We start from the raw sequence: 21,012 nt of genomic DNA, 5'->3' as shown, positions 1-21,012 counted from the left end.
AATTAAAACGTTTTAATGCGAATGTTCAGACAGATTAAATGACCGGGTAATCAGCGCCGGGCCTTTAAGCTGTCTAATAAAAATGCTTTTTATTGAACCGGTTCCAGATAAAGATAATTAAAAAGCCCGTTAAGGCGCCGCCGATATGAGCCGCATGGGCCACGTCATCCGTATCTTTAATGGCCATAAAAATCTCATAACCTATAATGCCAAGAATGGCCCATTTGGTGGGAATGGGCAGGAAAAAGTATAAGTATAACTGGGTATTGGGAAACAGGTAACCGAAACCGGCCAGTACGCCGAATACCGCTCCTGATGCGCCCAGCATCCCCTCGTTGATTTTGGCCATGTACTGCTGCAGGTAAACATCCGGTGCCCCGGCGGCCATTAGCGCATGGTATTGATGGACAATAGGGGACATCTCATATTGTAAGTATCCAAGATAGAACAAAGCCGCTCCGATACCTGATAAAAGATAAAAGGTTAAAAAGCGTTTAGCGCCAAAGTTGATTTCCAGTGCCGAACCGAACATCCATAACCCGAACATATTAAGCAGGATGTGCATGATACCCATACTGCCGCCAAAAGGACTGTGAAGGAACATATGGGTCAGTATCTGCCAGGGCTTAAACAGGGGGCTGTAAAAGGAATGCAGGGCAAAAGTATTCTCCATGAACTCGGTTACGTGCTGCCCCAAAAAACTTTGGATCATCCATACGATAAAATTGATGATAATCAGATTTTTGATGACGGGTGGAAAGGGGGGGAGTCCGAGTTGCCTGCCGTTTTGCATATGCTAATATCGTTTTATAATTTTTTATTATGCGTTTGTCTTTAATTTTAATTGTACTACGTTTTCAATGTGTAGTGTATGCGGAAACATGTCCACGGGCTGTACGCGGGTAATCTCATATTTTTCTGATAATAAGGCCAGATCTCTGGCCTGGGTAGCCGGATTGCAACTGACATAAACGATCAGCGGTGCCGCGATTTCCAGGAGCTTCTGGACGAGTTTTTCATGCATGCCGGCTCTCGGCGGATCGGTAATAATGACATCCGGGTGGCCGTGTTGGTTGAAAAAGTGGTCATCACAGATCTTTATCACGTCTCCTGCATAAAAATGACAGTTGTCCAGATGGTTTAAGGCCGCATTGGCTTTGGCATCTGTGATCGCTTCTTCCACCACTTCCACCCCGATAATGGAGCGGGCGCCTGCACTGCAAAAAATACCGATGCTGCCTGTGCCGCAATATAAATCATACAGAACCTGATCTTTTCTGGTATCGAGCTGTGCGAATTCCCGGGTGACCCTGTATAAAGTCTCGGCCTGTCTGGAATTGGTCTGGAAAAAGGATTTAGGACTGATTTTATAGCGGAAGCCTTCCAGGGTTTCCAGTATGTAGCCGTCTCCTTTGACGATAACAGGCTCTAAATCATAGAGACTATCATTTTTCTTGTCATTAATGGTGTATAGCAGACAGGTAATCTCGGGAAACTTCTCCTGCAGGAGCTGCATGAGTTGCGCCCTGTGTTCAGCAGCGTCATAGCCTAAGACGACATTTACCATCCAGTCACCTCCTTTGGTATTTCTGACCTGCACGGTTCTGATCCAGCCGGCATGTTCAGAAATGTCATAAAAGGGCAGATTTCTAAGTCTGCAGAACTGGGCAATAAATTTACGGATTTTATTGGTTGGCTCTTCCTGTAAGTGGCAGGTGTCGATTTCAACGACCCGGTCAAAAAATCCCTTGGCATGAAATCCCGCTACTCCTTTATCAGCTGCCGGGTCAAAACGTTCCCCGGTTGCCTTGATGGCCAGCATTTCCTGTTGAGAAATGTATTTTTTTGTGGAATAGGTATATTCCATTTTATTGCGGTAGCCGACGGTTTGGGCGCAGCCTATAATGGGTTGGATATCAGGAAACTGAAGCTTGCCTATCCGTTCAAAATTATCCTGTACCTGCTTTTGCTTATAAAAAAGTTGTTTTTCGTAAGGTAGTGATTGCCAGGAACATCCACCGCAAATACCAAAATGCTCACAAAATGGCTCAATGCGGTCCTTGGAATAACTTTTGAATTGTACCGGGAATCCTTCCGCCCAGTCTTTTTTATTTTTGGTCAGCTGGACATCCAGTCGGTCTCCCGGGATGCAGTTTTCAATGAAAATGACTTTACCTTCGTTTTTGCCGATCGCCTTGCCGCCAGCGGCATAATCTTCAACGAGTATGTCTTCCAGAACTATTTTTGGACGTTTTTTTCTCACTTTGCAAAGATAGTGGATGATTTTTCAAAACAAGACCCCGGATTCCGCCTATTTTGTTAGTAAATCGCTTAATTTTACCCTTCGGACCGCAAAATTGACAGCGGGAGCCTAAAAGCTCCCTAAAAATATTTTACTATATAAATAATAAGCTGTACTTTTGCCAGCGAATAATAAAAGAAGAAAATTTTAAAAGAGGTTTAAAAACAGATTTTAATGTCTTATTTAACAAAAGAAAAAACAGCAGCAATCTTTGCTAAATACGGTGGAAACGCCGCTAATTCCGGCTCTATCGAAGGCCAGGTAGCTCTTTTAACAGAGCGTATTTTGGGCATTTCCGCTCATCTGAAAGAAAATAAAAAAGATTTCTCCTCTCAGCGTGGTTTGATGAAAATGGTTGGCCAGCGTAAACGCCTGCTTGCTTACATGCAGAAGCATAACTTACAGGGTTACCGTACGCTCATTGAGCAGTTAGGATTGAGAAAATAATTTATATAGTGATCTACACTAGCTATTCCCAACGTACAGTTTATTGTTAGTTGGGAATAGTTTTTTGTAGCGAACTGTTATTCAGTCAACCGTAAGGAAGGCATTACGTGCATTTTTTTAGTTCCCGCCTTTTTATACCATGCACCGCTTCCTTACAAATTCAAAAAAATATTTATGTTAACACAACCACTAAGTGTTTCCTTTGACCTGGGAGAAGGCCGTGAGGTATTCATTGAAACAGGCAAGCTGGCCAGACAGGCTGATGGCGCTGTTACAATCCGTCAGGGAAACAATATCATTCTGGCTACCGTTGTGGCCAGCCAGGAGCCAAGAGAAGGGCAATCCTTTTTTCCTTTAAGCGTTGATTATCAAGAGAAATTTGCATCCGCTGGTCGTATCCCGGGCTCTTTTTTCAAAAGAGAAGGCCGTTTGAACGACTATGAAATCTTAATTAGTCGTCTGGTAGACCGTGCCTTAAGACCTTTATTCCCGGAAGATTACTTCTGTGATGTACAGGTTTTAATTACCCTGGTTTCCAGCGATGAGCAGATTATGCCGGATGCCCTGGCTTGTTTAGCCGCTTCTGCAGCCCTTGCCGTTTCTGATATACCTGTCAAAGAAATTATCTCAGAAGTACGTGTTGCACGTATCGATGGTAAATTTGTCATCAACCCGAGCCGTTCAGCCGTAGAAAGCGCTGATGTAAATCTGATCGTAGCCGCTACGGAGAAAAACCTGATGATGGTGGAAGGGGAGAGCAAAGAGTGTAGCGAAGAGGACCTGATTGAAGCATTAGGTATTGCGCATGAAGCTATCCGCGTTCAGATTAAAGCACAGGAACAGCTGCGCGCCCTAAAAGGTATAACCGGTAAAAGAGATTATACCAAACCTGAACAGGACGAAGAATTGAAAACTAAAGTAGCTGCTTTTGCCACTGATAAAATCAATGAGATCGCCCGTGGTAAAACCGCTAAGCATGACAGAAGTGAAGCCTTTAAAGCATTGAAAGATGCGCTGGTGGAGAGCCTGGGTGAAGCGCCTGAAGATCTGACCGTTAAGCTGGCTAAAAAATATTACGAAGATCTGCAATGGGAACTGGTACGTAACATGATGCTGGATGAGCGCATCCGCCTGGATGGCCGTCAGTTGGATCAGGTACGTCCGCTGGCTATGGAAATTGATCCATTACCAACACCACACGGTTCAGCACTCTTTACCAGAGGTGAAACCCAGTCCCTTTCAACAGTTACCCTGGGTACGCCTTTGGATGAATTGTTAATTGAAACAGCTGCTACTTCCAACTATTCCAAATTTTACTTACACTATAATTTCCCTCCATTCTCTACAGGTGAAACCAGGCCAATGCGTGGACCAGGCAGAAGAGAAGTAGGACATGGCAATCTGGCTATGCGTAGCTTAAAACAGATGATTCCTACGGGAGACTATCCTTATACCATCCGTATTATCAGCGATATCCTGGAATCTAACGGTTCCTCTTCCATGGCTACTGTCTGCGCCGGTTCACTGGCACTGATGGATGCAGGGGTTCCTGTTCCTAAACATGTTGGTGGTATTGCCATGGGGCTGATCACCAGAGAAGATGGTAAATACGCCATTTTATCTGATATCCTGGGTGATGAAGACCATCTGGGGGATATGGACTTTAAGGTAACCGGTACCAGAGACGGTATCTGTGGTGTTCAGATGGATATTAAAGTGGACGGTTTAAGCATGGATGTAATGCGTGAAGCATTGATGCAGGCTAAAGCAGGCAGACTACATATCCTGGACGCCATGTATGAGTGTATCGGACAGGCACATGATGATGTGAAACCACACGCTCCTAGAATGGTGAAGATTATTATCGATAAAGAATTTATCGGTGCGGTAATCGGACCCGGTGGTAAAGTGATTCAGGAATTGCAAAAAGAAACCGGCACGACCATCAATATCGAGGAAGTAAATGAGAAAGGTGAAGTCAGTATCTTCTCTAATGATAAAGAAGGGGTCAACAAAGCCCTGGAAACGATTAAAGGCATCGTGGCTGTTCCTGAAGTTGGAACCGTTTATGAAGGAACCGTAAAAGGTATCAAGGAATTTGGTGCTTTTGTAGAGTTCTTACCTAAAAAAGAAGGTTTACTACACATCAGCGAAATCAGTTGGAAACGTCTGGAAACCATGGAAGGTGTCTTTAATGACGGTGACAAGGTGCAGGTGAAACTGATTGCCGTTGATCCTAAAACCGGCAAATATAAATTAAGCCATAAGGCATTGGAGCCCAGACCTGAAGGAATGCCTGAACGTTCTGAACGTGGTGATCGCCCCGAAAGAGGTGATCGTCCGGACAGAAGAGATCGTCCTGAAAGAAGAGACGGCGGTCATGGTCCGAGAAATAATGGTGACAGAAACAATCGCCACAACGGATAAGATAAATCGGTGATTTATTTGTCTTACAATACAAAAAGCCCTGTATGCTTCACGATGCATAACAGGGCTTTTTTATTACGGCAATGGTATGATTTGTAAGGCATAAACGAAGAAAAATATTTATAGTCAGTAATTTGGCGTTACAAAAAATGCCTTTTATATTTGCACTCCCAAAAGGGGCAATTGCCCGATAGTATAATGGTAGTACGACGGTTTTTGGTGCCGTTTGTCTAGGTTCGAATCCTGGTCGGGCAACAACCAATTAAGGGAAAGAGGCTTAAATTTTAAGTCTCTTTTTTTGTACCCTGTTTTTTATAAATCCTGATTAATCCCTTGATATTTACGCTGCCCCGATTTTGAGGCTGACAGGGAAATGTTGTATCAGGCTTAAATAATAAAATAGCAGGTCCTGGTTTAGGTTTATTGGTGTAAATTCTGTAAATTAGTATTGAAAAACAGCTATTTACAGTATTTTGACACGTACTTTACTACATAACCTGATAAAAGCATCTGCCTATATTTATCTGGGTTGGATGCCCGGGTGCTTTTTTGCCATGCTCAGTGGCTATTTTTCTTATTGGTTTATACCGGTTTTTATCATTACATGCATTGCGCTAGGATATCTTTATCTTTCTTATTTTATGAAAATCTGGTCAAAAAAACTGGACCAGTTTGCGGAGCATTGGCAGTTCGCAGGTAAGATCAGAATGATAACAGGAACACTGCTGGCTATTGGTTTATTCTGGTTTGGTTTTTTATTACCCTACCTGTGGACGGGCAATGTGGATGGCTTAACCACCAAAATAAGACAAATACCGGCCAAGATCACGTGGCGTTATATCGGAAATTTTGAAGCGCAGGAATTTCATAAGGCCTTTAAACGGGCTGTGGCTGCAGTGGGTGACCAACCAACCGTATTCTTATTTTTTTACAGAGACTATAGTTATTTCAGTGCAGAAGATAAAAATAAAAAAGGCAGATATCCTTCTATTTATATGCACGGGAACAGCCGTTTTTCCTACGGTTTCGATCAAAGCCCCGATAATGAAAAGGTGCTTTTTAAAGCAGGGGAGGTTTCTGAAGCGGCGCTGGACAAAGTCCTGCAACACCTGAAAAAGCATTATAACTTAAGACAGGTATTATATATAGGCATCGATAAAAACCGCAGATGGGGTTTAAAAGGACCGGACGGTTTGGTGCACAATGAAGTGATGCTAGATATCCGGGTCGTATTCAACGGCGGCCATCGTTCTTTAAAATACGATGGCCGTACCGGCGATTTTCTTCAGGAAAAAGTCTATTGATGGGTCTTTGGCTATATAAAATCAGCAAATCTATTGCTTGAGTATTCAAACAAATACAAAAGCATTACTTGACGCTTGCATTTTGATACAGGCTTGCATTCTGCTCCATATTGTTTACACTACTGCCTGACTGCGGCTGTACAAACAGTGCACTGAACATCCATTTGACGGGTTGATACCAGGGACCGTCAAATTTACCCACAGGTATTTTAAGTAGTAGTGTATTCCAGCCTTTTTTTAATTGAACGGATGCAGGTGGTCTAAAGGAGTAGTTCTCGTCCTGGTAAGGGATTTCCAGATCCCCGTTTTGACCCGCTCTGGCCCATAACGGAGGCGCAATAGCATGGCCATTGATCCAGGCTCTGGCATGCATTGCATTCCAGCTGCCGGCTTTTGGCGGAGCGCTGGCTGTGGATCTGGAATAATCATAAAAACCCAGCCAGAGCAGAGCGGTCGTATCTACCGGGCTCCAGTAGCGTGCCTTCGCGTAATAGGTGGTATTTTCAGTTGGGTGGTCTAAGTAGCCTTTTGTAAAAGGATCCCAAAAATGCCTTAAAATAATTGTGCCGCCTCGCAGCGTGACTGTTGTTGGAGTGGAACTGTCGCCGGATCCGTATTGGACATCATCCGGGTCTGATTCCACCTGAAATTTCTTATCCGGATCTCCCTGATTATTATAGGGGCCGATTAGCTGAAATTCTATATCAGACTGACGGATATAAGGAAAGGGAATATTCTTATAAAATGATTTTTGGACGGAGAGTAAACGGTCTTCAAATTCTTTAAATGCCTCCAGTTGATTTTGATCTAAATGGTTGAGGCCGACCAGGTTTTCTGTTTGGCCCCCTCCGCACCAGGATCTTTCGGCAAAGGCCATCATGGCGGGAAGGGTTGGGTTTTGGATAAGATTATCCAGTGGCGCGGACAGCTTTCTGTCGTTCCACAGACATAACGTGCCTCCGATATTTAAGGAGTCGCCGGTTTGCCGGTCATCGATCGCATGGTTATAAATGGAAACAACACTTTCCTCCGGATCCATATGATTGATATATAAATTACGGGAGTCGATTCTTTTATAAGTAGCCGCAGGCAAAGGTGCGGCGGAGCCACGCCAGAGTTGCCGATATACGCCGGCAGGATATTTACCGCCCGGTTCCCACCCGATTACCTTTTTACCTTCAGCCTGCAATTGCGCTATTACACTGGGCAGAAAATCCTCCTTATGAATATGTACTTCATCGGCCCCGATATGGATATAGGGGAGATTGTAGGTTTTTGTGAAAGCTGCCAATATATTTTTTATAACTAGCAATCCGGAATCACTTTGCATGTCAAATCCCATGGCGCGTTTAAAGGCCGCGCTATGGCCAGGCATATCTATTTCCGGAATCAAGGTAATAAAGCGTTGATTACAATATTCAATGAGCTCCTTTAGATCTTTCTGGGTATAAAATAGCCCCTGGTCTCTGGTCATGGTGCCGGCAGCTGTCAGTTGGGGATATTTGGGCGTGGCCAGCCGCCAGGCAACATCTTCGGTCAGATGAAAATGAAAGATATTCAGTTTTAAATCGGCCATTAAATCAATTTGTTTTTTAATCAAATCCATGGGCTGATAGTTACGCCCCACATCAATCATGTAGCCACGCCAGGCAAAACTGGGGTAATCACTAATCTGACAGTTATCTATAAAACTTGCGTCCCTGGCCAGTTGTTTTAGGGTCTGAAGTCCGTTGAAGATTCCGTGTTTTGAGGTGGCTTCCAGCGTAATTTTATTGGAGGATATATTAAGGCGGTAAGCCTCTGTCAGACGGGGATCCTGCTTGGATGCAAGCGCACTATGAGGGAAATCCAGCTGATGAACACAGCTGATCAGAAGGACCGGATCTTCCAGGTTATTCACGGGGGATACAGCAATATTACGAGGTAAGTCCGGGCTATTTTGTAGGAAATCCAGGGCCAGGTCTTTTATTGAGTCCTGTTGATATTGAATGACGCGCAGTTTATATAAAGGGAATGCACCTGGCTGATAGTGGATGGATTTTGGCATAGGAATTAAGGCCGCCTTTTGCGTTCCACCGGTGAGGTAAGGGTAGATAATGTGTTTCCAGCGCATATATCCGGGACCCTTTAAATGGAGACCGTCGTTGGAGAGCCGGATATTCATATGGTCATTTTGATCTTTTAACTGGTCAAAAACATTGATAAAAGTATAATCCAGCTCCTGAGCGTTAGACTGTAACCGCTGGTTGATATATTTAATCTTCTGCGTGTTGGACGTGTGGCCAGTAAACATATGATAATAGTCGTTTACGGGAAAGATGCTTTGGATATAGAGCTGAGTAGCAGGACTGTTTTTATGAATCAGTTTAGCGATCAGAAAGATATTATAAAGGACGCTGTCCGCAGTTACGCCTCTGGAGAGATCATTGGTGCCAATGAGTAAGAATATTTTGCGGGGTTTTCTTTCGGTGACCTCATCCAGCCGGTTAAGCACCCCTGCGGTCATATCACCGCTAATACCTCTGTTTAGTATATTGGGCTCATCTTCAAATAATTCACTCCATTCACCACCGTCGGTGATGCTATTGCCTAAAAAAATTATTGCACCTGGTTTATTGGGTAGCAACCTGAATAAACTGACTCTTTGCTGATAATACGTAGAAAACATCGTGTCAGATAGTCCTGCCGGGACTTGCTGTGCCTGAGTGCCACTAGGTAAGGTCAGGATACAAAAAACAAACAAAAAGTAAATAACTGCCTTTTGCTTAACGGATGGCCTGAAAGTTACATTCAATAGCGTGTGTATCATACTGGAGATTTCATTTTGCAGATTGGATCTGCCTTTTATTAAGAAGAAACAGTACACTGGTTTACTATTTGCAAATATAATATGTATGACATAATAAAAAAAATAAAGAATGCGTATGAATGATTAAGTCTGTAAATTTGTTACAGTATATTGATTATTAATTTATTATAATTATTTATGCTGATTTGTTATGTTAAGGATACAATGGAAATATTACTTTTTCCACTTGCTTTTTTATGTACCTGAATCTGTACGTAGATTCTTTCGGTCATTTCTTGAACGTGGGAGATGACCCCTACTTTTCTGCCCTGATTGTGCAGCCTTTCCAGTGCGTCCATGGCTATGGATAAGGTAGTAGGATCTAAGGAGCCGAACCCTTCATCAATAAACAAAGATTCCACTTTTAACCGGTGCGATGAAAGCGAGGCAAGGCCAAGGGCCAGGGCCAGGGATACCAAAAAGGACTCGCCGCCAGAAAGGGAATAAACGGAACGGACTTCGTCTGCCATATCCTGGTCTATGACCTGAATAGCCAGAGAGTCCCTGACTCTGGACAGCAGATAGCGTTTGCTGAGTACCTGTAAATGTTGATTGGCATACCCGAGTAGTAAATCCAGGGTATATTGCTGGGCAATTTCCCTGAATTTCTTACCATCACTTGATCCGATCAGGTTATTAAGTGCTGCCCAGTCATTAAAGATCTTTTGCTGTTTATCAATCGCCTTTTGAAGCGTTCCCTGTTTTTGTTTATTTTGTAAGTCTGTATCCAGTTTGAATTGCTGCTCCAGCATATTTTTTCGTGTCACTTCCAGGAGCGCATTTTGCTGGGTCAACAGCTCATTAATTTCCGGGACTGTTCGAACCACTGTTGCAGAAGCCAGATGATTTTGCAGGTCCTTTTCACGTTCCGACAAACTGACTTTTGCGGAGAGTAACTCCTGCATTGCCGAATGAATGGTCGTTTCGTTTAAGGTAATCCAATTATCTGTAAATTGTAAAAGTTCGTTCAGTTCGGTTTCTTCCAGCTTGATAAATCCTTCTTTCGTTTGACCGGTCTCGTTGAAAGTTTGTATCCAGTTTTGAATTTTTTGTTCCAGATTGAGCTTTTGTTCCTCTGCTTTTGTCAGGTTATGCTTTACAATGGATAATTCTTTAGCGCATTCATTCCACTGAAACTCCAGTGTATCAGCATGTGCTTTATCTGCCTGCAAATTCTGTTCTGTCTGGTCAATAGCCGCCTGCAGTGATTTTTCCACACTTTGCACGGACCTGCCATCAAAAAGGAGGTTTCTTTGACGGGTCAGCTCCTCCATATCTGCCTTTTGCTGATGCACCTTTTGCTGCAACTGTTCTAATTGGATATCCAGTCCCGCTAATTCTCTTTCATAACCCTTAATTTCTGTTTTAAGCGTTTCACTTTTTCCAAGGATTTCTACCGTCTGATTTTGTCTGGATTTCCAGTCAGCTGAGAATTTTTGAATAGCACTGACAAAATTTTCAGGAGATTTTTGCCAGTTGTCAAACCAATCCGCAGTTGGAAAATAAGGATTAAGCTGATTTTGAAGTTCCTTTAATCTGGCAGATGCTGCCTGCAAACTTTCCGTATGATGGCTGAGTTGTTGTGATTGTAATTCAGACTTTGTATGTAAATTATTTAGCTGTGTCTGAAGTGAGGCTGATTGCTCTTTTTGGGCATCTATTTTTTGCAGAGTACTTTCCTGCTTTCCTTTTAGAGACAGGACTGTGGACTTCTGCAGCTGAAACTGATTGAGTTTTTCTTTGGTTTCCTTTAATTGTTGTTGCAGAAAATCGGGAATGGAATTGTTCCCGATGTTTTGCCGGGATACAGTCAGGGCCTGGCTAGTCGTCTGCCAGTTTTTGAGCGCATTTTGATATTCTATATGCTTTTGCTCAAGTTGAGATTTTAGTCTGCTTTGTTGATCCTGCTGAATGCTGATGGCCGTATGTAAAGAAGTGACTTTCTGCTGCGTCATGGAAAGCGCTGCACTGGCCGCGGAAAACTCCTCTTTGAGGGTATGGATTACCTGATCCCCTAATGCTAGGTGCGACTGGTCAGCATATGGATGACTCGTGCTTCCGCAAACAGGACACGGATCTCCCTCGGTTAAGGTTAATCGAAGTCGCTCTGTATTTTCCGCATGGCGAAGGGTCGCTTTTTCTATGAGTTCCTGAGTAGTTTGCACCTGGATGGTTAAATGATCAAGCGTTGGTTGTAAGGCTGTAAGCTCATTTTCTAATGAAAGTATTAAATGTTGATTTTCTGATAATTGCTTTTCGGTTGCGTCTTTTTCTGTTTGCGTTTTTAATAGAACTTCAAATAACAACTGCGCCCTTTCCAGACTTCTTTGCGTCTCAGAAAGCGTGTCTAGTTTGTTTTCCAGATCCTCGGTGTCAGTTTGACTTAATTGCGATTGTAGGTGTTGTTGTGCTGTTTGTAGATTTTTCAGTTCCTTATTTGTCGCTTCAATTTGCTGTTGCAAATCTGCAATGGCGCTTCTAATGGATGCTAAGCTCAGATGGAGCTCCTTAATTGTCTGCTGGTCTGCCTGGCTTTTGTCCAGAAGTTCTCTGGCCTGATCCAGCCGGTTAATAATCAGTGAAGTTTCTTCCGCTATTTTTTGGCGGTCCTGATTTTGATTCGACCAGTTTTGCAGGCTTTCCAAAGTGGCCGATGCAGCACTTAACGCTTCTGCCACTTTATTTTTATTGAACTCCTTTTCTTTTTTATTATTGAATAAATCGTCCTGGTTATTTTGTATTCCTTTGAGATGGGTGCCCGCTGTTTCTATTTTTGTATCCAGCGTACTGGCTTCAAGGAGTCTGGGACGGGCCTCTTTCAGTGCCTGCTCCTGGCTGACTTTTTGATGCTGGAGTTTTTGTAAATTCTCTGCGGCTATTTGCCTGTCAGTGGTCATTACGGACAGTTTTTGATCCAGCGTCTGCTTGCTTTGATGTAGCGTTAAAAAGGCCCCTGTCTCTTCTAACAGGCGCCTCTGATCATTTTTTATAGGAAGCACCGCTTTAACCCTTTCAAGTTGTTTGACGGTATCTGCTAATTGATCAGTTGCGCTTTGAGCCTTATTTACCTGTTCGGAAGCTTTTGTCTTTCTTTCCAGTAACAGCTCTTTTTGCTGTTGCCAGGTGATGTCTTTTTCCAGTGCGGCTATCTGATTTTGAAACTGCTCCTTTTTTGTTAGCTGATCTGCAATCAATACTTTTATTTCACTGATTTGGTCTTCAGTGAGTAGTTCAATGCCAGCGGCTTTATTTTGCAGGGATTTAAGTGCGTCCTCTTCTAACTTATAGTGTTCATATATTTTTTGGGAAATTTCAGAATAAATCTGTGAGCCCGTGAGCTTCTCCAGCAAGGCAGATTTCTCTTCTTTATCGGCTTTCATAAAGGCGGTGAAATCACCTTGGGCGAGTAAAACGCTTCGGGTAAACTGATCAAAATTCAGCCCGACCAGGCGTTCAATTTCTTTTTGGATGACAGATTTGGTTCCGGGAACTTCTCTGTCTTTTGTAAGATTGATAAGCGTATGGGTATAGGCCAGGAGTTTGCCGGTGGCTTTCTGGTGGGCTCTTCTGACGCTCCAGGTGGCTTCATAATGGTCTGCGTCTATGCCTACAAAACGAACAGTCGCACTGCCATTAGCGGTTCCGTCTCTTAATATTGATCTGGGATCACCTTGAGCTATATTTTCTCCGGAGCTGTCCTGAAGTGAAATTCCAATACTTTTGGCCTGTACATACCGGGGCGTTCTGGCATATAAAGCCAGGCAAAGGGCATCTAAAATAGTAGACTTACCGGCTCCTGTTGGGCCTGTGATCGCATAAATACCTGCTCCGTTAAGCGGCTCACTGGTGAAATCTATCGTATTTTCTCCTTCCAGTGAAGCCAGGTTACTGATCTTGATTTGTAATATTTTCATTAGGCTTCCTTTTTTTGGTTGACCTCACGCACTGTTTGTTGAAATAATTGGACCAGCGAAGCCGGGGGCGTGTTTTGGTATAGGTGTTGATAGGCCCGCTCGAATATCTCTTGGGGGCCTAATACAGAGAGGTTTTCTTCCAAGAGTGTCTGTGCTCCTGCTTCAGCTGTTTTAGCCGGGTATCTTACATCAATTTTAGCCAGTCTTATATCTTTGGTTACCAGTGCATTATCTATTTGGTGGCGTAATCCTGGCCGAGGCTCATCCAACAAAATTCTGACTTCCAGATATGGCGGATATTCTGTAGGGTTTTCTTTTTGTTTTTCCGGGAGTAATTCCAGCTCTTTGAGTACGATTGGTAATGGCTGGTGTTTTTTCGGAACGCTTAGTAAGGGGACACTGATAGGGATTTCAATGGAATGAACGTCTGCTATGCCCGTTTTGTCCAATTCAAATGTTATTAATTGATGTTTATAATGCTGCTCGGAAAAGGATAACGGAATGGGACTGCCTGAATACCGGATATGTTCTTTGCCTCCTAATTTCTGGGCTTTGTGAATATGTCCCAGGGCAACGTAACAGAGATCGGCACTGAACGCATTTAAGGGAATACATTCAATGCCGCCCATAATGGCTCTTTCACTGTTATCCATATCTGTAATCTCTGCCTGGGCTGCGTGTAAATGTCCTAAGGCAATGATTGATTGATCTTTGGTTTTTCTAGAGAGAATATAATTCAAAGCCTGTTTATAAAATTGCACGACGCCTTGGGTATAGGTCTGCGCAGTTGAATGGCCATTTTCATCTCTTTCTGAAACGGGATAATCTCCGGCCCTTAAATAAGGCACGGCCAGACACCAGGCAACTATCTGCCTCCTTTTGTCGAAAATCGGAATGCTGATCTTATCAAAATTGATTTGTCCCGATTGGTCTTTTTCGATGGTTCCTACAATGTGAATATTGGAGGATTCCAGTAAGGGTCTGGGCGCTTCAAGCCTTGTAGGAGAATCATGATTGCCGGCTGTAATGATGATCTGAAGATCCGGAATTAACCTGGTGGCCTGATTTAAGAAATGGTAGAAGAGCCTGGTGGACGCAGCTGAAGGGTTTGAAATATCAAAAACATCCCCCGAGATAAGCAGAAGTTCTATTTGTTCCGTCTGTAAAGTTTGTATTAACCATTGCAGAAACTGTTCATGCTCATACGTTCTGTCATATTCATAAAAAAGTTGCCCTATATGCCAATCAGCTGTATGTAAAACCTTCATAATGTGTTTAAATCCTTTATAATGTAAAAGAATGGCTCTTATCAGAATAGAAAAATCAGCCCTGTAAATTTAGAAATATTCAGTGAATTTAAGCGGATGCCAAAGCAGTATTTACGCACAATCATTGCTGTTTTTACAGCGGTGCCAGGCTGTTACATGAGATGTGGCCATTATCCGCTATTTTGGGGCTGCGTTAGGAAAATTTCTGAGGAAATTGCCTAAATTGCAATGGGTTATCCGTTTAAACAGGCTGCAAACGAAAAATTATCATGAAACAGACAGAAGCGTTAATCGCAAAGATTAAACAGTTTAGGGATGCAAGGGACTGGAAGCAATTTCATAATGCGAAGGATCTTTCTATGGCGCTGTCCATAGAGGCCTCGGAATTGTTGGAGCTATTCTTATGGAAGGATGCGCAAAGTGCGGATCCCAATAAAATAAAGGAGGAACTGGCGGATGTTTTGATATATGCATTTTTGTTAATGGATAATCAGGGGCTTGATTTGACTGAAATTATTGAGTCTAAACTCAGGCAAAACGAACAAAAGTATCCTGTGGAAAAGGCAAAAGGGTCTGCTAAAAAATATAATGAATTATGAGCGTGGAACAGCCGTTTAAAATCAATCGATACGATTTTAATGTAAGAACCATTGAGCTGATAAAGAGCTCAAATGAATATTTTGAGAAAAATCTCTGGCCATTGGTCTATATTTTAAAGGATGAACAAAAAAAACTGGCTTATGTAGGAGAGACTACGGATACCATAGAGCGTATGAAAGCGCATCTTAAAAACGAAAAAAAACAGAATCTGTCAGAAGCATTTTTGATATCCAGTAACAGATTTAATAAGTCTGCCACGCTGGATATTGAATCCAATCTGATTAAATACATCTCTGCTGAAGGAGAGATGCAGTTGATTAATGGAAATATTGGTATTGCCAACCATCATTATTTTCAGCAAAGAGAGTTGTATGAAAGTATATTTGAAGGGATTTGGGAAGAACTGCTGGCCCTAAAGGTGGTTCGGAAAACTTTAAAAGAGATTGATAATTCTGACCTTTTTAAATATTCTCCTTATAAGGCCTTAAGTGTTGATCAGATCCTTTCGTTAAAAGAAATTTTGCGTGCCCTCGCCTCCGACAAGATTAAAAATATAATGGTGCACGGCGGGGCTGGTACCGGAAAGAGCGTGCTGGCTATCTTTCTTTTTAAACTGCTTAATACGGATCTGGACACCTTTAAATTTTCAGAATTAGGCCCTGAAGAACAGGAGATCATTGATTTAGTTAAAGCCGTGAAATTTCGGTATCCTAATTTAAAGATGGGACTTGTCATCCCCATGAGTTCTTTCAGGAAAACAGTCGCAAAAATTTTCGCAAGTGTAAAAGGCTTAGAGAGGTCCTGGGTACTGGGCCCCGGGGATGTTGCCAAGCAGACCTATGATATTTTGCTTGTTGATGAATCGCACAGGCTCAGAAGGAGAGTGAATCTGGGGACATTATTTGGAAGTTTTGATAAAAACAGCCAGCGTCTTGGACTAGATCCACATACGACTTCTGAATTACAGTGGGTGCTTCATCAGTCCTCCAAGGATATCTTGTTTTATGATGCGGGACAGAGCATCCGGCCTTCAGATGTTCAAAAGGTCGAATTTGACCTTGTCTGTGCGGCAGAAAATACAAGTGTACTTAAATTAAAAACCCAATTACGTTCAAAAGGAGGAAATGAGCTGGTAGACTTTATTAAAGCCTTGTTACAAATTGACCAACCGGCAAAAGATACTTTAAGGAAAATTGACGTGCGCGGTTATGAACTTTTTCTTTTCGATTCTCTTTGGCAATTAAGGGAAGAACTGGAGAAGAGAGAAAAAAGCCTGGGGTTATGTAGACTGGTAGCAGGCTATGCGTGGCCATGGACTTCTAAAAAAGATAAATCACTTTTTGATATTGAACTGGATGGGGTTCAGCTCAGATGGAATACCACTAGTGAGGACTGGATTAATAGTGTAACTGCTGCATCAGAAGTTGGATGTATTCATACGGTTCAAGGATATGATCTAAACTACGTAGGTGTTATATTCGGACCGGAAATTACTTTTAATGAAACAACTGGCCTGATTGAAGTAAATAAGGAGAATTATAAGGACCGCACTGGAAAAAGTAGCATCCGGGATCAGAGAGAACTGCATGAGTATATTCTGAATATTTACAGTACCTTGATTTTGCGGGGAATTAAGGGTGCATTTATTTACGTATCAGATTCGGCATTGAAGGCCTATTTTGCCAGATATATGGAACTGTTTAGCTCCGTTAACGCTGTGGGACACAAAAGGAAAATCCCGTTGATTCATTTAGAAATCGAACAAAAGCAGCTAATTGAAGTGTCAAAAGCCGCTATTGAGGTTGATGTAAGTGATATTATAAATGGAACAGAACGTGTTATAGCCTGTCAGATCAATAAAACCGCTGAATGGGATAATGATCCGTCATTGGCATTATTTCGTATTGTTCATGAGGAACAGGAGCCCGTTCAAAAAACTGCCTCGGATCCGACAATAGATGAGACATTGCCGCAAGGTATCTGGTATGCAGCAGAGCAGCAGGTTAAATATGAAAAAAGATCCTGGCTGCCGAAAAACTTATCTCTTTCCAGGTTTGTGACCATGAAGCTCAAAAAAGAGACCGGAGAGGCGTATATTGTAGTCGCCCGTTTTGAAAAGCTTTTATCTGAGATTTAAACCCGCTTGTAAAGGTTTATTCTCCGGTAATACGCATCAAATTGCCTCCTGATATTATTGAAAGGTCGCTGTGTAATGCTATTTAATTTTTTTTAAGGTAGTCTCTATAATAACTGCAGGTATTGTAGAGCGCTTTGGTAAACTCGCTACTACTGTATTGAGTGCTGAGTGTTTTAAAATAGGGGTTCGTTAAACTATAGGCAAAGTAATTTAGATCTTCATAATCCTTTTCGTCCATATCGGCACATCTTTTCTGCCAGCATTTAGCGGCGCCGAAGATGCATTTTGCTTTTAAGGTAGCCGTCTTGGCAGCCTTTGCTGCCAGATTGAAATATTTCTCAGCGGTATAAAGTCCATAATATTCCTGAAAGACATTTGGCAGCTGGTCTCTTTGCGTAGTTTTATAATATTTATATTCGTCTGAAGTGCTATGATAATAAATGAATAGGTGGGGAGCTCTGCCATAATAGGACATGGCATATAGCCCTAAGGCATATTTATAGAGTGCTAGTGTATTGTTGGAGTCTGAAGCTATGGCCTGCTGCAGGGCTGCCATTTCTTTTGCAAAGCTATATTTAGTGGTGATGATACTGGTATCCTGGTGGTAAATAGTGTCCGTGATGTCAAGAATATGCATCTCAAAGGGATAGGACAGACTGTCCAGGTGAGGAACGTTTTTTAAAATAGCTGCAGCTGACTTAAAATCAAATGCGCGCAGATATTTAGTGCCTTCTAATTCCTTTAGGGTGCTTTCATTGTAATAGGTGTTATTGACGAGCCATTTATCAAAGGGGGAATGATTACTGTTGTCTAAATAGGACTGGATTTTATGTAAGGAGATTATATCCATTTTATCCAATAACTGGCCCGGGCGGTCGGTCAGTGACACATCCACACGATATTTTGATGGAACGGATTTGAAGTCAAAGAAATTAATATAAGAATAACCGTGGCTGGTGGTGTTTTCTCTTCGGCTGTGGGCCATACAATATAAAGCCTTAATCGTATCTTTTTGTGCCAGATATTTGGGTGCCAAAAGCAAATTCATGACAGAATAGAAGTTTTGATTCCTATCTGAGTTACTGTCAGCCAGCATATCCAGTTTTTTTAATTGCGGTAAAAGCAGGGTTTCTGTTTCCGAGGTGATAATGTCTTGATTTTTAATAATCTTCAGGATTTCAAATACCTGAAATAACTGACTTTCTTCATTATTCATACCAGATGATTTGGCGAGCGACATTTCCCTGGACATCTGCTCTACATCATCCAGCATATAACTGATATACGCAGAGGATAAATGCCAGAATGCCGGTGAACCTGATTTTTGATCTTTAATCATTTTTTGTGAAAATGCATTTAATTGTCCGAGGTATCCTGGATAGGTTTTTCTAACTGAATCTGATAAATACGCCTGCATTGCTGCCGGCTGACCCTCAAAGTATTCAAAATAGCTTAAGTACTCAATTTTATTGGACTGATCAATATTATAGGTCAGGTAGCGCTCTTCCATTTTATTGATTTCCCTGTTGAAAATGACATCCAGGCCTTTAATCGCTGGATCTAAAGCATATGCTTTTTTTATGAGTGGGAGGGCTTTGTCCGTTTCTCTGAGCGCTTGCATGATAGTCATCACGGCCCGCTCATGGTCATCACTGCATAATTCGTACGCTGACTGTAGAACAGTTTTGCTGTTTTTAGGCTGCTCATGGCGGATGCTCCATAAAAAGGACAACATGGCCGTCTGTTTAACTCCGTCCGGCCCGGTAAATAATTTTGAGTATAAATAGGCCGCTTGCGGGTAATTGTTCCTTCTGAAGTATACGCCTGCTTTGAGGCCGAGACTTCGGTAATCCGACAAAGTTCTGGAATTGGATGAAGCATTGCCTATCAGGCTGTCATATAGTTTTAGCGTACGGTCATATTTTTTATTATAGAAAGCGAGTCGGAGAATCTGGAAGGCATATCTTGATTTTAAAAATGAATCCTTTGTGTTATTCCACTTATTTATTCCGTCCTTAATAAGGATTTCTGAGGAATCAATATTTACGGTCAGGGTATCCCAATAATTCTTGGTGGTTACAAAGGGCTCACAATCCTTGGCAAAAATTAAATATTGCAGTGCATCCCTTTTATTGTTATTGAATAGCCACTGGGAAAATGTATTTTGCCTTTGCCGGACAGTCAGGTGATTCAAGTTCCCGGTCGAAATATCCCTTAATGTTTGTACCGGGTATTTATTTATCAGGCTGTCCAGATCTATAAGAGAACAGGTCTGATGGGTATAATCCTGCCATTCTTTGAGGTTATCCAAATTAAGCAAATCATCATTATTTTGCTGTTGATCATCATAATTATTGTAATACGGGTCTTCAGAAACGTAAAAGAAAGGCCTGTAGGCTACCTGTTCGGGCGCTTTATTACCAAAAAATGAGGGGTAGTTATAGTATATGGCTTCGGGAATACAACTATAAGTAAGTTTCGCAACCAGTATAGCCCCGATAATACTAAAGGACAGTATTGTAAATTTTCTCCAGTTCATTGTTGGTGTATTTAGTGAGTGTTAAACTATCCAGGTGATAAAAAATAAGCGTGGTTGTATGGTGCGTTTTTCCTTGTATTAGTTGCGCTAACTGATATAACTGATCCGGACTGCAGGATTCATGGCGGATGATAGATGTGTTTTTAAGAGGATAACCGTGCCACAATGTGTCCACTTTGATTCTGTACAGGTGTTGTCCGATGGGTTCGAAAATACTGCTGTCTCTGAGATCAGTCTGTGTCAGATCCCGGACTATTGCTGTGAACCTATTTTTGTCGTCGTATAAAAGTGACCAGCTAAAAATAGGAAAAGCAATATCTAAATTAAGCGGATAGTCCTTTAAATGGATTAGATATTTTCGGGTGACCTGTAAATCCAGGATGGAATTATTATTGCCTGGCAGTTTTAAATTCCCCATATTATAACACATGAGTAATCCTTTGTCAACAGGAGGAATCCCGCTGATCTGCGGATAACGAATTTGATGCAGCCTGATGGTACAACTGAGTTGTTTGTCTTTGAAAAAGGATTGTGTTTTGCATAGTGCCAAAATCTTAAAGTATTTCTGTTTTGTGCTTCGCGTCCAGTCGCAATCAATTTGTATTTCTGTGGGGTTTATATCGGACTGGATACATTTTTCATAGAGCAGATTTGTGAAATTCTTTACGAAATCCCGGAGGTCCGCATCATTTATCTTGCTTAATACCTCTTGTGTAATAAAGAGGACAGGTGTGTAGTGATAATTTCCGGGTCTGTCCTTGTTGATGTTGCTGACAGCAACAGGTTTTGGTTCGTTAGTCTGTGTATCCCAGATGATGTCAAAAAAACGTACATAGAGACCTTGGGCATTAAGGCTACTGAGCCTGCTTTGTTCATAAGCGGTCAAATGAAAATTGGTTTTCCAGTAATAAAAAGCTTTTTTGATATTTTGAGATGGATGTTTATGGCAGCCAGGCAGCAGCAGCAGCAGCAGCGAAGTCAGTACCGCTAAAAATAAGGTCTTCCATCTATATCGGGTTGCCTGTTTCATTACGACTGGATCTGATGATGTAGTTTTGCCTGTATCAAATATAGCATTAGTATAACTAATTGTCAATAATTTAATTATTGGGCATAATTACTGTCTTGGACAGATACAAAGAAGCCGGACGTAGGGAAATGCCTCCTTATTTGGAAATTGAGAAGCAGGTTAGAATTTTCTTATTTAATGCATTTTATCAATATCC

At 42.0% G+C, this 21,012-nt stretch carries 12 protein-coding genes and 1 tRNA gene; 6 read left to right on the top strand and 7 right to left on the bottom strand.

Annotated features, from left to right (window positions below; genetic code table 11):
* Positions 1–73: 73 nt before the first annotated feature.
* Positions 74–793 carry a rhomboid family intramembrane serine protease gene (locus tag BLU80_RS04900; RefSeq protein ID WP_091394364.1) on the bottom strand — a complete coding sequence of 240 codons (720 nt, stop codon included), beginning with the start codon at positions 791–793 and terminating at the stop codon, positions 74–76.
* Between the two features lie 27 nt (positions 794–820).
* Positions 821–2,263, bottom strand: a complete 1,443-nt coding sequence (gene rlmD, locus BLU80_RS04895) for a 23S rRNA (uracil(1939)-C(5))-methyltransferase RlmD (protein WP_091394361.1) — start codon at positions 2,261–2,263, stop codon at positions 821–823.
* A 213-nt stretch (positions 2,264–2,476) separates the two neighbouring features.
* On the opposite strand from rlmD, the gene rpsO reads away from it, so the two are divergent.
* The 4 genes from rpsO (at position 2,477) to BLU80_RS04875 (ending at position 6,480) form a co-directional block, all read left to right on the top strand.
* The gene (rpsO, locus tag BLU80_RS04890) at positions 2,477–2,749 is read left to right on the top strand and encodes a 30S ribosomal protein S15 (protein ID WP_091394360.1); all 273 of its coding nucleotides are present in this window, start codon (positions 2,477–2,479) and stop codon (positions 2,747–2,749) included.
* Positions 2,750–2,923: 174 nt separating this feature from the next.
* Positions 2,924–5,176, top strand: a complete 2,253-nt coding sequence (gene pnp, locus BLU80_RS04885; RefSeq protein ID WP_091394357.1) for a polyribonucleotide nucleotidyltransferase — start codon at positions 2,924–2,926, stop codon at positions 5,174–5,176.
* A 184-nt stretch (positions 5,177–5,360) separates the two neighbouring features.
* Positions 5,361–5,431, top strand: a tRNA-Gln gene (locus BLU80_RS04880).
* A gap of 218 nt (positions 5,432–5,649) precedes the next feature.
* Complete coding sequence (locus BLU80_RS04875) at positions 5,650–6,480, top strand: hypothetical protein (RefSeq protein WP_091394356.1); 831 nt, start codon at positions 5,650–5,652, stop codon at positions 6,478–6,480.
* A gap of 64 nt (positions 6,481–6,544) precedes the next feature.
* On the opposite strand, the gene BLU80_RS04870 is transcribed toward BLU80_RS04875, so the two are convergent.
* From BLU80_RS04870 to BLU80_RS04860, 3 genes are all read right to left on the bottom strand, one after another.
* Positions 6,545–9,289, bottom strand: coding sequence for a family 20 glycosylhydrolase (locus tag BLU80_RS04870; RefSeq protein WP_139188089.1), 2,745 nt, complete (start codon positions 9,287–9,289; stop codon positions 6,545–6,547).
* A gap of 188 nt (positions 9,290–9,477) precedes the next feature.
* Positions 9,478–13,242, bottom strand: a complete 3,765-nt coding sequence (locus tag BLU80_RS04865; RefSeq protein ID WP_091394350.1) for an AAA family ATPase — start codon at positions 13,240–13,242, stop codon at positions 9,478–9,480.
* Positions 13,242–14,510 (bottom strand): exonuclease SbcCD subunit D, encoded by a 1,269-nt coding sequence (locus tag BLU80_RS04860; protein ID WP_091394348.1) that lies wholly within the window; start codon positions 14,508–14,510, stop codon positions 13,242–13,244. Before BLU80_RS04860 ends, BLU80_RS04865 begins: the two co-directional genes overlap by 1 nt.
* Positions 14,511–14,779: 269 nt before the next feature.
* On the opposite strand from BLU80_RS04860, the gene BLU80_RS04855 reads away from it, so the two are divergent.
* Together BLU80_RS04855 and BLU80_RS04850 are read left to right on the top strand one after the other, a co-directional pair.
* Positions 14,780–15,109 carry a nucleotide pyrophosphohydrolase gene (locus BLU80_RS04855; RefSeq protein ID WP_091394346.1) on the top strand — a complete coding sequence of 110 codons (330 nt, stop codon included), beginning with the start codon at positions 14,780–14,782 and terminating at the stop codon, positions 15,107–15,109.
* Positions 15,106–17,247, top strand: a complete 2,142-nt coding sequence (locus BLU80_RS04850) for a DUF2075 domain-containing protein (RefSeq protein WP_091394344.1) — start codon at positions 15,106–15,108, stop codon at positions 17,245–17,247. Before BLU80_RS04855 ends, BLU80_RS04850 begins: the two co-directional genes overlap by 4 nt.
* Before the next feature lie 82 nt (positions 17,248–17,329).
* On the opposite strand, the gene BLU80_RS04845 is transcribed toward BLU80_RS04850, so the two are convergent.
* The gene (locus tag BLU80_RS04845; protein WP_091394341.1) at positions 17,330–19,786 is read right to left on the bottom strand and encodes a hypothetical protein; all 2,457 of its coding nucleotides are present in this window, start codon (positions 19,784–19,786) and stop codon (positions 17,330–17,332) included.
* Positions 19,752–20,816, bottom strand: coding sequence for a hypothetical protein (locus BLU80_RS04840; RefSeq protein ID WP_091394340.1), 1,065 nt, complete (start codon positions 20,814–20,816; stop codon positions 19,752–19,754). Before BLU80_RS04840 ends, BLU80_RS04845 begins: the two co-directional genes overlap by 35 nt.
* Between the last annotated feature and the right edge of the window lie 196 nt (positions 20,817–21,012).

The organism is Arachidicoccus rhizosphaerae (assembly GCF_900107765.1).
Taxonomy (GTDB): domain Bacteria; phylum Bacteroidota; class Bacteroidia; order Chitinophagales; family Chitinophagaceae; genus Arachidicoccus; species Arachidicoccus rhizosphaerae.
Note: the sequence above shows the minus strand (reverse complement) of the source record. Positions and strands in the feature narration are given on the sequence as shown.